The 14,378-nt window shown below is 30.0% G+C and carries 10 protein-coding genes; 4 read left to right on the top strand and 6 right to left on the bottom strand.

From position 1 onward, the window contains the following. The 3 genes from O5640_RS03335 to O5640_RS03325 are packed head-to-tail and all read right to left on the bottom strand — an operon-like array spanning nt 1 to nt 4,910. Nucleotides 1-1,122 carry an NHLP bacteriocin system secretion protein gene (locus tag O5640_RS03335; protein WP_269613213.1) on the bottom strand — a complete coding sequence of 374 codons (1,122 nt, stop codon included), beginning with the start codon at nt 1,120-1,122 and terminating at the stop codon, nt 1-3. Nucleotides 1,123-1,134: 12 nt separating this feature from the next. Beyond that, nucleotides 1,135-3,888 carry an ATP-binding cassette domain-containing protein gene (locus O5640_RS03330; RefSeq protein ID WP_269613211.1) on the bottom strand — a complete coding sequence of 918 codons (2,754 nt, stop codon included), beginning with the start codon at nt 3,886-3,888 and terminating at the stop codon, nt 1,135-1,137. A gap of 5 nt (nt 3,889-3,893) precedes the next feature. Then, nucleotides 3,894-4,910 carry a cyclic nucleotide-binding domain-containing protein gene (locus tag O5640_RS03325; protein WP_269613210.1) on the bottom strand — a complete coding sequence of 339 codons (1,017 nt, stop codon included), beginning with the start codon at nt 4,908-4,910 and terminating at the stop codon, nt 3,894-3,896. Between the two features lie 146 nt (nt 4,911-5,056). On the opposite strand from O5640_RS03325, the gene O5640_RS03320 reads away from it, so the two are divergent. The 3 genes from O5640_RS03320 to O5640_RS03310 all read left to right on the top strand — a co-directional run bounded on the left by O5640_RS03320 (nt 5,057) and on the right by O5640_RS03310 (nt 6,811). Continuing rightward, the gene (locus tag O5640_RS03320; RefSeq protein WP_269613209.1) at nt 5,057-5,743 is read left to right on the top strand and encodes a Crp/Fnr family transcriptional regulator; all 687 of its coding nucleotides are present in this window, start codon (nt 5,057-5,059) and stop codon (nt 5,741-5,743) included. A gap of 100 nt (nt 5,744-5,843) precedes the next feature. Then, on the top strand, nt 5,844-6,209 hold the full coding sequence (locus O5640_RS03315) for a DUF3307 domain-containing protein (RefSeq protein WP_269613208.1): 366 nt from the start codon (nt 5,844-5,846) through the stop codon (nt 6,207-6,209). Next, on the top strand, nt 6,206-6,811 hold the full coding sequence (locus O5640_RS03310) for a hypothetical protein (RefSeq protein ID WP_269613207.1): 606 nt from the start codon (nt 6,206-6,208) through the stop codon (nt 6,809-6,811). The genes O5640_RS03315 and O5640_RS03310 overlap by 4 nt, the downstream gene beginning before the upstream one ends. 81 nt (nt 6,812-6,892) lie before the next feature. On the opposite strand, the gene O5640_RS03305 is transcribed toward O5640_RS03310, so the two are convergent. Beyond that, entirely contained in the window at nt 6,893-8,638 is a 1,746-nt protein-coding gene (locus O5640_RS03305; protein WP_269613205.1) for a CHASE2 domain-containing protein, read from the bottom strand. Between the two features lie 98 nt (nt 8,639-8,736). Beyond that, entirely contained in the window at nt 8,737-10,377 is a 1,641-nt protein-coding gene (locus tag O5640_RS03300; protein WP_269613204.1) for a ShlB/FhaC/HecB family hemolysin secretion/activation protein, read from the bottom strand. Nucleotides 10,378-10,451: 74 nt separating this feature from the next. On the opposite strand from O5640_RS03300, the gene O5640_RS03295 reads away from it, so the two are divergent. Next, nucleotides 10,452-12,317, top strand: coding sequence for a CHAT domain-containing protein (locus O5640_RS03295; RefSeq protein WP_269613202.1), 1,866 nt, complete (start codon nt 10,452-10,454; stop codon nt 12,315-12,317). A 100-nt stretch (nt 12,318-12,417) separates the two neighbouring features. Here O5640_RS03295 and O5640_RS03290 read toward each other — a convergent pair whose 3' ends face one another. Beyond that, entirely contained in the window at nt 12,418-14,325 is a 1,908-nt protein-coding gene (locus O5640_RS03290; protein WP_269613200.1) for a C2 family cysteine protease, read from the bottom strand. Nucleotides 14,326-14,378 lie beyond the last annotated feature (53 nt).

Here is a 14,378-nt window from a genome sequence, read left to right as displayed (position 1 = left end):
CTAATAAATACCAGACAAGTCACGAAGTAATGGAATCATATAAGTTATTGGTCTTCTTCTCTCAACAATAATACTTACATTTGTCATTGTGCCAGAGGTTAAATTTAAATCAGCACCTTTGCCCCCCCCCCAATCATACCCACTTATTGAATTAGCATCTCTATTTAATGAAGTCATGATCTGAATCATAGGTTCAGAATCAGTCATAAGTAGTTTTGAAACAACAATTTCATTACCAAAATTTGTTAATAGATCATCTCTAGTAATTGGTAACGAGTTGACTGAGATAACTTCTCCAGATATACCTCCATGCCTTTGTTTATTTGTAGTCGTTGGGGTGATCTTTACTAGTTGTCCGATTTTTATCCTTTTACCGTCTCTTGTTGGCAAAAAAGCGAAACTTTTTAAAGGAGTATCTTTATTTTCTGTAGTTAATTGAAAAATCTTATCACCGGAATTGACATATTGGCCAATTTTTACATTCGTTCCAATTATGCATCCATTAATATCCGATGTAATCATTGAATGGCTCTTAATTTGATCATCAATTTTTTGTAGATTTAATTTTTTATCGAGGATTGTTTGTTGTCTTTGATTATTATTTTTAATAATACTAGCTTTTAATGATTTAAATTCCAGTTCAATCTTCTCATAATTCATTTTACTAACAGCTCCATTCATTAAAAGATCAAAATATCTATCTAACTCTTTCTTTTTAAGATCTAATTGAGAGCTTTCTAGTTCATATTCAATTTTAGAATCTGAAGTTATTTTATTTAGGTGCCTCTTAATCTTCTTCTTTTCTATTTCAAGTTCATCTGAATCTAGTACAGCCAAAACGTCATCCTTAAATACACAATCTCCTGTTTTTACATTTACATTCTTTACTCGTGCTGAAATTTTTGGTTGAGAAAAAAATATTGTATTAGATGAATACAGTATACCCTGACCTTTTATTCTGACAGGCAACCTGCCAAAGATAGACCAAGTTAAAATAAAAGTAGAAAATCCAATTAAACTTATCAATAGTGACCAAAACCCTGGATTTAGTAATCGCATAGGTTCCTTAAGTTTTTCAGGACTAGATAATGAATCTAAAGCTTTTTTTCTGAATAATGGCATGTATTTAGATAATTATGCGATTTGTCTTTTTACAAGATTAGTAAATAGACCGTTTTTATTAATTAATTCTTGATAATTACCTTCCTCAACAACTGTTCCATTATTAATTACAAATATATTATCGGCATTTTTTATAGTAGTTAGTCTATGCGCAATAACAATTCTAGTAACATTTAGAGACTCTAGACTTCTGGTTATTGTTTCTTGCGTAGGATTATCAAGTGCACTAGTTGCCTCATCAAAAATTAATATTTGTGGTTTACCAATTAATGCTCTTGCTATTGCTAGGCGTTGTTTTTGCCCTCCAGAAAGTGTTGCACCTCCTTCAGGAATAACTGTGTATATTCCCATAGGCATTAGTTGAATTTCTTCGGTTAAAGAAACCATATGAATAGCTTCCCAAGCTTGTTCTAAAGTTATTACCCTTCCACCTGCAATACATTCAAAAATATTTCCTGCAAAAATAGATGAATTCTGACTAACAGTTCCTATTCTTTTTCTTATAAGATCTTTCCTCAATCCATTTAAATTCATACCATCAAAATAAATATTACCTTCAATTACCTTATCAAAACCTAAAAGTATTTTAACAATAGTACTTTTTCCACAACCTGAAGCACCTGTTAAAGCAACAAACTGACCAGACTTAATAGAAAGGTTTAGGTTATTAAGAACAAAAGGAGACTCTAAATTATATTGATAACGAAGATTTTCAATCTTTATATTTCCAGATAAATTTCCTGGATCATATAAATCTTGAGAGTCTTCGGGTAATTCTTTAAGAATTGGTTTCGCTCGTTCAAATATTATTGGCAAATCAAAAGATCCAACAATTAAATCAGATAGGCTAACCATTGCACCTATAAAGGTTGCAAAAGCAGAAAAGAAACCAAGTAATTGTCCGAGATTAGGTGCAATGTTATTTGAATCTAATAAGGCTTCGGAACCTAACCTGGTTATTACTATATATATAAGTAAATAACCAAGATTAGGTATTATCGACTGAAGAACCTGAGAAACTGATTCCTTTGCATCAAGTATCATTTCTATATTAATAATTCTTCTATAACTACTTGCCCACCATCTTGAAGCTTCGTATTCAGCTGAAGCAAGCCTTAACTTTGAGACTGAATTTATGATCTCTAAGTTCCGGCTTTGGGCTTCCCCTTCTAGTTCTTGTTGCCTTCTCTCAAGTGGTCTTGTTTGTAAGCCAATTACAATTGTTGGGATAATTAATATCAAAGCAATTATAATTGCTAAGAATGTTAATTTAACGCTTATTCTAAGCATGAAAAGTATATATATACTAGTTAAAGAAGCTCTAATTAATCCTCCTTCAAGTAGATTTTGAATTTCAACTCTAAGTTCATCGATTGAAAAGAAGCGTAGTTGAAGATCGCCAAAAGTATACTTTCTAAAAAACTGCATTGGTAAGGATAAGAGACGGTTTATTGATGCTATTTGAGTTTTGAAGCTACCTTTTTGTTGAGCTATTTGAATAAAACGATTTTGAGTCCACTCTAGTGATACTCTAACTATTCCAGAAAAAATAAGTATAAATGAAAGTTGAACAAGCATACTGAAGTCTCTGTCTGGCAAAGCATAATTAGTAATAAATGTGTTAAAGGTTGGAACAATTAATCCTAAAAGTGTTGACAAAAACATAAGTAATACAGCTATACGAAAACCGCCTGTAAGGAAGCCTAATGTCGTGCCTACAAGTAAACCTGAAAATCCCATACCAAATATCCATCTTGAAGCTCCTATGTCTTTACCAATAGCAAGGATAAATCCGATTAGTAATCCAGAAAACAACCCTGACAATATGAATTTTTGTGTATTAGTTGGTTTTCCATAACTGAATCTTAATAAGCCCAATGTAGTTAGATCATTAGGTTTAAAAGTTGGATAGATAGAGTAAGCTCGAGAGTTAAACCTAATATCAATGTCTCCTGTTTTATAAATTCTAAAAGGTATTTGAGAAGATAATGGATTAAGGATTAGATATCCATTAGAACATGATTTCATAGCAACTGGACAGTCATCATGGTCCTCTAAAAAAAGGAGTAAATCTCCACAGTCATTGGTAAAAGATTGATCATCTAATTCTATTTCCCTAGCAACAAGAGAATACTTATTTAATAGATATTGCAGATCATCAAAGTTTTTAGGGTCAAAGCTTAAATTATTAGAAGGTATAGAAGATTCAGAATCGTTTGAAAAAAATGATAAACATTGATGAAAGAAATTTATATTATTATCTCCTGGTTTTTTATTTTTAGATACAAGATTATCATTATAATCTAAGGTATCTAAAAGAGATGACTCTATATCATTTTTTCCCTGAGAAAGAATTCTTGATTCTTGATAATCAGTCTCAATTGATAATAATAAATTAATTAATTCATTAAGACTTTTAATATCTTTCAATTTTAATTCTTGACTTTTAGGATTATTTATATACAAATCTATCAAGCTTAAAAATATATTATTTTCACATTCATTTAACTCAGCTTGTGTTTTAAACTGATAGTCCTTTATTATTGTTTCATCTAGTGCTCTAATATATAACAATATATTATTTTCAGTCTTAATTATTGGTATTAGATCACCTTCTTTAAATTCTTTTATTACTTTTCTATAAAGAACTTCCGAAGTTTTAGATTCACGAACCTCAGCAATAATTATTAACGAGCCCTTCTCAATAAAAATGTCTTTTGATGGGAGTAATAGTATATCTCCATCTAGTATGTGTAAGGTATCCAAAATATTTAAGTGGAATAAAGCTGATTACAAAGACGATCAAAGTGATTAGAAGCTTTGGATATTGATGACATTAATTCAAGATTTAATTCATCTTCTTCAAAATCTCTTTTAATATCATAATTATGATATTCATAAAATTGAAATTCGATATCAAGCCTTTTGAGTTGATCTCTTGAGCGTTGAGAAAGCATTATTGCTAAACCTTTATAAAATCTAATTGCAAAATCAATATCCTCATAAATTTTTTCATATAAAGTATTTCTAGAAATTGCCAATATATCCATCTGTGTAATTGCTTTTATTGATGCAGAAGCATATTTCTGTTCTTCTACTAGCATAGAAGTCTCGCCCAAAAGCTCTCCTCTTTTTGAAATGCCAACTATCTTATTTTGTTCATCTACATTAATAAGAACATCTCCTTTCCCTGAGATAACTATATAAACATAATTAAGTATTTCTCCTTGATTGATTACAAAGTCATCTTTCTCAAATGTAATTAACTTGCTTTTTTGTGAAATCCAATCAATATCAATTTCATTAAGAGATGAAAATAATGAAATGAATTTTCTAAGTGGCTCTCTCTCGTCATTATATTTGCTATGTGAATATCCAATTAATTTATTTTGTGTTAATAATTGATAACAAAGCTTTATAGAAATAAGTTTATAAAAAGAGCTAGAAAGTAATTTATTCCTTGAAAATTCATTTCTAAGCAAATGAAAATCAATTTTTAATATTTCAATTTCAGATTTCGAAATGACTGATGCGGAAGGATTAGAAGCCAACATGAAGGACATTTCTCCGATCATCGCACCTTCATTTAGAGTGGAAAGTACAAGTGGATCTGAATCTTTAACTGATTTTATTACTTCTAAACTCCCTGAAACAAGTATAAATATACTGTTTAACATTTTGGATTCATTTATTAAAAAACTTTCTTTTTGAATATTAATTAATTGTGCATTTTTATTTACCCAATCAACCAAAAGTCGATCTGCTATTTTAAAAAAATTGAAATCCATCAATAGCAGAAGACAGAATTTATATATAAATAATAGTTTCCTCCCATGAGAAATCAACTATTCTTGCAATTAATTCATATAGTAAATATTTCTTCCCTTGAGGTAAGGTTATGACATGTTTATAATAAAAAATATGTATTCAATTTATGAAGCTTGATTCAAATCAATTAAAAAGTATTCCCTTGTTTTCAAAATTGAATGATGAAGAGGCAGATTTCTTACTAACTGATCACTTAACTAGTTTCATTGATGATCATCAAAATATAGTCTTAGAACAAGACTGGGGAAAAACATTATTTCTAATTGGCAAAGGGGTCGCCAAAATTAGATCTATTACTGCTGATGGAGAAGAGGTTATTTATGCAATAGCGGGTGAAGGAGATGTTTTTGGAGAAATGGCTGGTTTAGAGGATCAGACGAGATCTGCTGATGTACTATCAATTACCGCTATGACAATATATAAGTTTCCTGAAAAAAAATATTTGCAGTTAGTTAATAGCTCTCCCTTATTCTCTATACAGTTAGCAAAATATCAAGCTGGAAAATTAAGAGATTTGAATCATAGGTTTACCATCCAAAAGGGAGATGCAATGACTAGATATCTTGATGCTTTTGTCTACATAGCAAAAAAATCAACATCTTTAATCTCTTCAGATAATATTGAAATCTCCAAAGTTATGCAAAAGGAAATTGCTTCTATTGCAGGTTTATCAAGAGAAACGGCATCTAGAACACTTAGCAAACTCAAAGCTAGAAGAATTATTTTAGAAACTGAGTATTCTTTAACTATAGAAGATAAAAGTTCATTGATTAAAAGGAATATAAGCTATTAATTCTTAATTGTGATCTAGATCACAATTAATTTTGACAGAAATCATTAGTTATTAATAATAAGAGATTTATATTAGACACATATTCAATAAACTCACTATCATGACAAATACACTTACCAATTATTTTAATCTATTAATTCTTTTATTAATGTTTCATATGATTGGGGATTTTGTTCTTCAATCAACTTTAATGGCTGAAGGAAAAAATCCAGCAAAAAATAATGCGATAGATTCCATATGGTGGCTAACAGCTCATGGTGCTACTCATGGTCTATTAGTAATTCTTGTTACTGGTATTCCTCTCTTAGGTTTACTAGAAATGATTATGCATTGCTCTATAGATCATGGAAAATGTATCAAACTTTATACATTTAACACTGATCAACTTCTTCATATTATTTGTAAAATAGTGTTGTCATTCCTTGCCTTGAACCTTACTCCTACAACATTAGGGTTAATAAAATGACAATATTAAGATCAAATTTATTCTATTTTTGCTCTGTTTGTTTATTATCTATTAGCGCACATTTTGTATCTGCTAGCGATAGAAATACATTCCCAACCAGCAGAATAGGAGGTGGTACTAGAGGTGAATGTGGCTCCAGATTACTTATCCATGTTGTACCATCAGCGAATAAGTATATGCCAGATAAAAATAGACTTTTAGCTGTATATTTAGGTAAAACTAAACAAGCTAATCCTCTAATAGTCCAATTCTTATATAATAAGAATTTCGAACATGAAATGGTATTCAATAGTTTAGGAGAGTCCCTATTGATATTTAAAATTCCAAAAATAGAAAATAATATATTATGGAAATCATACTTTAAATGTTCGGATAAATACTCAGATAATATGTATAATTTTATATCTAATCATTCTAATCCTGTTTCTACCTATATTTCATCAGATAATAATATGGAAAATATAAAATATAGAAAATTTATAAATAAAGCCTACAATTCATGTGGTAATAGAATATCAAAAAAAGATTTAGAAATATTAACTAACTTAAACAAAAAAATAACTAATAAGATCTCTGAAAACGTCAAAATTATTTGCCTTTAATTTCATATATATCTATCATTCTATCTAATCCTTTTACTTTTTGTTCCCCCCACTCTGTAAAACTAATATCACTATTAATTTTTAGAACTTCTTTTTTGTTTCTCCAGAAACTAAAACTCTTACATCACTAATATTTCTTGTTTTATCAAAACTTTCTAGTCTTGATGCACAATTGATAGTCTCTCCAATAACCGCATACTCAAGTCTATCACTGGTTCCCAATGAACCTGTAGTAGCTAAACCCGAATGAATACCTATTCTAATCCGTGCTTTAGGGTAATCTTTATATTTTAAACTATCGTTTAAAGACGATAGATCTTTAATTATCATTTTTGCTGTATTAATAGAATTGAGTGCATCCTTACCTGTCCCAGAGCTAACAGGGGCACCGTATATTGCTAAAAGTCCATCACCCGTAAATTTATTAACAATACCATTATTGATAATTACCTTATCAACACAAAAACTTAGTATCTCATTTAACCAGCTAATTAATTCAGATGGTGATAAATTTTCTGATGCGGATGTGAAATCACAAATGTCTAAAAATAAAGCAGTAACAATTTGCTCCTTACCATATAATTTTCCATCCTTTATTATTGAATCTCTGCTCAACCATAATTGCTCTGCTATTTCAGGAGAAGTAGTTTGCCCAAGTAGTTTTCTTATTATCTTATGATGTCTCTGACTAGTTATACCTCTTTGAATTAAACCTAAACAACCTGGTAATAGTATTGATAATATGGGCAAAGTGGTACTAATCCAAAAACCATAAAACAATAAACTTATATTTAAAATTGAAAATAATAAAATAAATAAAACAAGTTTTATGAGAGATCTAATGATTTTCGTTGACCTTTCAACAATAACTAAGGTTATTAAAAAATTTAGGATATTAATGATTAATTTTTTATCTAGATTTAATGCTGTGATTTCAAAATTATTGGTTTCAAGTAAATTTATAAGTGAGTTTGTACGAATCGCATGAATAATTACGCCAGGAACTTGATAAAATGAATCAGAAATTATTGTTTTACTTAAGGGTACTTCATAAAAATCCTTTAAAGATTCAGCTGTACTTCCTAAAATTACTATTTTATCTTTTATATACGTAGGGTCAAAGTTATTATTAAGTATCTCATCAAGTGTATATTGTTTATAATTAAAAATAGATTTATAAGATAGCAAAGACTGATAACCTGATGAGTCTATATTAATATATCCCCCTGAATTTTTATTTAGCCACTTATTAGGATTTAAAGATTCTATCTCCCTATAAATATTGTTATTCTGTAAATATATTTCTGTTAATCTCATTGGTAGAGATACCTCTCTTTCAGATTTACTACTAACATGTAATAAATCTCTTCTTACAACTCTGTCTCTATCCAAAATTATATCATTATAAGCTATTTGTTCGTTAGGTGATTGAGGTATTGCTTCAATATTTTCTACGATACTATAAATCGAAACCAATTTTCTCGTATTGTTTATGAGATCTATTAAACATTGTTTTTTATCTCCTATTCCAATATCCCTATAAATATCTATTCCTATTGCTTTAGGTTCAAACTGATGTATTTTTTTTATAGCCTCACAAAGATATTTATCATCTATAGGCCATTTATACTTCTTTAAATCTGTCTCTGATATTCCAATAATAGATATGTGCTTATTTGGTGTAGATTTTCTAATAGATAAGGATGTTACTATATCAAATATGAGTAAATCTAGTGATTCTATGAATGGGGCTGTTGAAAATACGACTAATGAAATTATTGCTAAAAAATATAAATAACTTCTTGAAAAATCACTCTTAATTTTCATTGTTTTAGAGAATTAAAACAGGAATTTCCTACTACTAATACATTATATGATTAATTAAAATTAAGCATAGTTAAAATTTAACATATATTATTTAAAGATTAAAATTTATATACAAGTTTAGTATAAATACCATTTGACAGAAGCCAGTTATTCCAACTACCAGAATTATTTTCAGTTAAGAATTTTTCAACTAGTCCAAGTTCAATATTAATATTCTCTTTTTCAAGCAACATCTTTATTCCTCCTGAAGCCACATAATCGTTTTCTTCTTCTGGTGACGACTTATGAATTAAACCCATACCAAAGAATGGGGATACCTTAAGACTATATTTTGTATTATTCGCAATTTCTCTACTAAAACTACTTATTAAAAACCAACCACTATCGCCACTACCAATTGAGGAAGGGAGAGAACTAAATCCGTCTTCACCTCCAAAAGAGAAACTCATGTCGCTAGGCAATTTACCTAGGGCAATTTGAGAATTGAATTGGGAATTAAAACTGATCTTATTATTAAATATTTTTTCGAAATCTAGTCTAGTAATAATAGCTTTAGCCTTGGATAGTGGAATATTATCATTTCTTAGATTTTTTCTTTGATCATAAGGAGTTAAACCACTAATTGACTGGAGTAAAGATAAATTACCTTGTAAATTTATTTTTTTCCTCTTAGAAAATATGTTAATTCCAGTATCTATATAACCAGTTTGCAAGACTCCTTTATCACCTCCTCCTTTAATTAAACCTATCCTATCTTCAGAGAGAAAGCTTTCACTTTTACTTAAATTAATACCCATATAAGAATTTAATTTAAAATCTGATTTTGAAATCATCTCTTTAGTTATTTTTCCCAACCCCTGTATCTGACGAAATCTGATTTTGTTAATAGGTTTATTAGCTTCTATTAATTTTCTATTGGATATACCAAATGAGCTAGTAAAGTAAACATCTTCAAATATAGGCTTCTCGTAAATAATAAAGCTACTAAAATTTCCAATATTAAAATTAATATCAGAAGTAACTTCATTATTTAAAATTAATAAATCATTCCAATCAACTAGGTTATTTCTTTTTATAAGTAAATTTGTCCTTAATTCACCACTACCTGTTATACCTTGATTTGAAATCGATATTTCATTGTCCCATCTCTTTGAAAGTCTTTCAACATTAATATTTAAAATTGTTTTAGAAGGATCACTACCTAATGTAGATAAATCTCCACTAACATTAGAGGTGTTATTATCTTTATTGATTTCATTTATAATATTTTCTAGAGTTGGAATATGCAAAACTTTATCTATGAGTGAATTTGTTTTGTTTTTAATGTACTTTTTTAATATCTCATCATTTGATGAAATCCTAATTTCAACTAATTTCCCTTTGATTATTTCTATAAATTTCTGATTATCTTTATCAATAGAATAAACCCTACTGGTTATATATCCATCTTTAACTAAATTTGTATTTAACAGGGAAGCACAATTTAATAATGTTTCGCTTTTACCTTTTCTTTTGCATTTATTCAGCAATGATTCTATAAAAGTATCACTATAAGGAATCCATCCTTTCACTTCTGGTAACCATTGAGCTTTTGCTTCAACCACATTAATGCTATGTCCAATATTTTGATCTAGCTTCAATTTCGAAGATATTATTGAATTTTTATTAGAGGATAAGCTATTTATTTCGCTTGAAAATAGATCTGCTGCTAATAAATATGTTAACAGAAATAAATTCATATTAATTATTATTCTCTCCTAATAATATTTTGAATGATAACATATATAATATTATTAGCCAATCGAGCTTAGGAATGAAAAAAAGATATAGTTATTCTCCACATATATTAATTATTAAATCTTCTTTAATCCTGGGGTTGCTTTTTGATTTTATTCCAATATTTTCTAAGTCAAATCATAAGGTTCTGGCTGAGGGAATATCTACATCAGTTACGATTGATTCAGATGTTTTAAGGGAATTAACTAGTGATAGTGGTGATTTAAGGTTAATCAAAGGAAATTCGCAATCTAGTGAACTAATTATTAAAGCAAAGAGTGATGAATCAATAGATCTTTCAAACCTGAAATTTAAGTCTATTAATTCATTGATTTTAACAACTGGATCTTCTTTGGGTGGAGTAATATCAGTAAATTTAAATGAATCACAAATTAGTGAAATAGAAAAAGTTTCAGCGACTGAAGCTGACTCTTTAACTATTAATACATCAAATACGGGTTCTAATGCATTAAAAGGTAAAGTAATAGGTAAAAATATAGTAATCAATATTAATAATGAAGCAAATATTGATAATACAAATAATTCTTTTAATTTTAATCTGGCATCAGTTGAAAACTATATTTTTACATCAATCCCTAACATTGAAGCAAAATCTAATTTTCTTAGCAGGGTCGAATCTTCAAAAAATGATGTTTTTAAAGCGTTAAATCTTAAGAATACATTAGCAAATAATAATAGTATTTCTTCCCTTCAGAATTCTCTAGTTAATGCAAGAACTAAAATTACATCCAACAAAGATATTAAATCATCTTATTTCTTACAAGAAAAATATAACCCGGCAATACTTCATCTTGATTTGACTTTTGCAAAGGACAAAACAATTGATCAATCTAAAGATGCTTATCTAGATATTACTTTGATTCTTCCAGAAAATGACATTGTTGGAAAACGTGTGGAACTTTCAACTTCTAATTTTAAAAAATATCTAAGGAATCTATATAGCACTTTGATTTCTCAAAATGATTTAAATATTGACAACCCAAACTCTCCATCAAGAAAATTATATGAGCTATTTCTTTCAAAGATTGAGCCTATTTTAAAAGAAAATAAAATTACTACATTATTGATCTCAGTGGACAGAGGTCTGCAATCTGTCCCTTTCGCAGCATTAAATAATGGAAATTCTTTCTTTGGAGAAAAGTATTCATATGCAATTACACCATCACTATCATTAACGCCTTTAGAATATGTAAGAAATCCTAAAGGAAAACTTCTTGCATTAGGCGCCTCGAACTTTAAGAATTTATCTAATTTAGATTTTGTTGAACAGGAATTAAAAAATATACAATCCTTAAATCAAAAAGATGTATATTTTAACGAGTTATTTACACCTAAAAGGTTAATTAACAATGGCTCAAGTTCTGACTATGACCGTATTCATATAGCAAGTCATGCAGAATTCTTACCAGGAGATCCATCTAATTCTCTTATACATACAACTAATGATGTTATTTCAATGAAAAATCTTTCTGAATTTAGAATAAAGAGAAAAGATCTTCCCATTGATTTATTTGTACTTAGTGCTTGTCGAACTGCTATAGGTGATTCTCAAACTGAACTAGGGTTTAGTGGTTTAGCCTTACAGGCTTCTGCTAGAAGTGCTATAGGAACACTTTGGTACATTGATGATATTGTTACTTCTGCATACTTTGTTCAGTTATATGATTTCTTAAATCAAAGAATCCCTAAGGCAGATGCTATAAGACTAACCAGAAGTGCTTTTATTAATAAGAACATTAGAGTTGAGAACGACTCTATTCTTGGAGTCAATGGAAAGGTTCTTGTTAGCAATCTACAAACAAATGAAATTCAAAATCTTGGTAGTTCATTAAATAATCCCTATTTCTGGGCAGGAATTCAGATAATGGGTTCACCATGGTAAGGTTTAAAAAAATATATCTCTAATTTTTCGAGAATTTATAACTATAAAAAAACATGCTAGCTCTTTATTAAACCCAGCATATTTTTTATTTAAATTAAATCTAAACGTTTGTATATCTAATATTTGCGTCTAACTCTAAAAGTTGTTCAAAAGTTAATTGTAGATGTTTATTGCCCCATGGATTTCTTATATCAAAGCGCATATCTCCTGTCTCTTCATGATATCCATAGCCTATTACTGAATAGGCATGACTTTGCACGGCTGTGCTGATATCAGTCTCCCCAGCATTACTATTTGTAGCAAGACTATTAAAACCTCTAATCGTCACAACTTTATCGCTATTTACTATCTCAATAAATTCACTGAAACTTACACCTGAAATTCCACTTTCATTTAACCATTCATTGCTATAATCTAATCCAGTAACATGTGTAGTTGCAATACCAGAGTGACCCCAACCAATTCCTGAATAAGAGTTTGTTCCATCTTGGTTAATACGATCAGATTCATTAACTTGTGCATAGGCTTTTTCTGCCAAAGCAACCCACAATTCGTTGTCTCCAGCGACTGACTGCTTACCAGCATCACCATCATCTGCATAAATGTAGTTTCCAGAATCATTTGTCGCCATATTCCGATCAACTGTCACATAATCAGTTTTGCCATTAGTTGCAAATCGAACAGTCCACGTATTATCTCCATTATCAGTAAACATATCGTTGATCAATGTAGGTTTGTCATTTGCCGTTCCTGCCAATGCCCCAAGGAAATAACAAGTACCTACGCTTCCCTGATCAACATCACATGCAGAGACCCCATCCTTAAACAAGTCTCCTCCTGCTTCTTGGTAAGTTCCGCTTGCAACTGGTTTGTCAGTTCCTAGGAAATGCTTACCAATGAGTAAGTTCATATGATCATCTGAGCTATTGGCTTCTAAATTTCCAAGTGTTTCCACCTCACTATCTGAGCCTGTATACCATTGGTTACTTGTTTCATCGAATAATACTTTCTCTGCAAGGACTTGAACATGTTCACTTGCTAGATCGGTATTAATAGCCTCGTTGTAGAACGTTTGTAGATTATTAAATTCTGTTGTAGTAACATTCCCATAATCTCCAGTGCTTTTGAGAATACCAATTACATCATTTCTAGAAAGTTCATTATCGTATTTAATTGAATTTAAAGCCGCATTCTTAAGACTGCTATCTGTCAGCATTGTTTCCCAAGATGTTTCCAATGCATCTGCTTGACGAGAAATATTTAAGTCATAACAGGTGGCACCATGACTCCAGAGAGATGAACTATAGCTATAGACCCGAGCATAGTAATTACCTATATTTAACTCTTGTTCAATCGATTCATTCGATGTTCCAGAGTTATCTGACCAATCGAGCAGTGAGCCAAAATCAGAATAAAGGGCTAAGCCTACATCATTTGAAAGACCACTTAATGTAAGATCAATTGTCCCAGCTTTCCCCACTGAGAAGTTAAAGTAGTCATTTTTATCTCTTCCCCCAAAGAATCTACTTCCATAACCAATTCGACCATCAACATTCGCATCGCTGCGATAGACAATTTCGCCTATATCGACTGCTTGACTCATTGAATCTGTACGATCAAATCCATTTTTTTCATTAGCAGATGTATTCCGAGACCACCAAGAGGTGTAATTTGTATAGTTTCTATCTCCGGTGACTTGATCACGATCATAAACATCATGGTCTAAGAGATCATTAACTTCAATGATCTCTGCTGCTGTTGCACCAATATCAGAAGATGTTTTAGGGAATACAAGTTTCGACCAACTGAAAGATGAAAAACTTGAAGAAAAACCATCTGTCTTATTAGCATCAATTTCTTTAATCTCACTCAAGCTAGATGCGATTAAATTTTCTTGTTTAGCTTCTAACCCATAACTAATTGGGCTATTTGCGAAGTTAGAACTTGAATCAAATGTTGTTTGTTGATGGGCATTTAACAACTCCTTAGAGGTGTTAGTTTCAAACATGATGTTTTAAGTCGGAGAAGCATGAAGCTCCGGTAATCACACCTTCTCTATAT

The organism is Prochlorococcus marinus str. MIT 0912, from assembly GCF_027359595.1.
In the GTDB taxonomy this organism is placed as follows: domain Bacteria; phylum Cyanobacteriota; class Cyanobacteriia; order PCC-6307; family Cyanobiaceae; genus Prochlorococcus_B; species Prochlorococcus_B marinus_C.
The sequence above is the reverse complement of the archived record's forward strand: the minus strand, read 5'-3'. Positions and strand labels throughout refer to the sequence as shown.

Bases quoted from the DNA above. Each gene is read 5' to 3' on its own strand.
- O5640_RS03335 (WP_269613213.1), bottom strand. From the start codon at position 1,122: ATGCCATTATTCAGAAAAAAAGCTTTAGATTCATTATCTAGTCCTGAA.
- O5640_RS03325 (WP_269613210.1), bottom strand. From the start codon at position 4,910: ATGGATTTCAATTTTTTTAAAATAGCAGATCGACTTTTGGTTGATTGG.
- O5640_RS03320 (WP_269613209.1), top strand. From the start codon at position 5,057: ATGAAGCTTGATTCAAATCAATTAAAAAGTATTCCCTTGTTTTCAAAA.
- O5640_RS03315 (WP_269613208.1), top strand. From the start codon at position 5,844: ATGACAAATACACTTACCAATTATTTTAATCTATTAATTCTTTTATTA.
- O5640_RS03310 (WP_269613207.1), top strand. From the start codon at position 6,206: ATGACAATATTAAGATCAAATTTATTCTATTTTTGCTCTGTTTGTTTA.
- O5640_RS03305 (WP_269613205.1), bottom strand. From the start codon at position 8,638: ATGAAAATTAAGAGTGATTTTTCAAGAAGTTATTTATATTTTTTAGCA.
- O5640_RS03300 (WP_269613204.1), bottom strand. From the start codon at position 10,377: ATGAATTTATTTCTGTTAACATATTTATTAGCAGCAGATCTATTTTCA.
- O5640_RS03295 (WP_269613202.1), top strand. From the start codon at position 10,452: ATGAAAAAAAGATATAGTTATTCTCCACATATATTAATTATTAAATCT.
- O5640_RS03290 (WP_269613200.1), bottom strand. From the start codon at position 14,325: ATGTTTGAAACTAACACCTCTAAGGAGTTGTTAAATGCCCATCAACAA.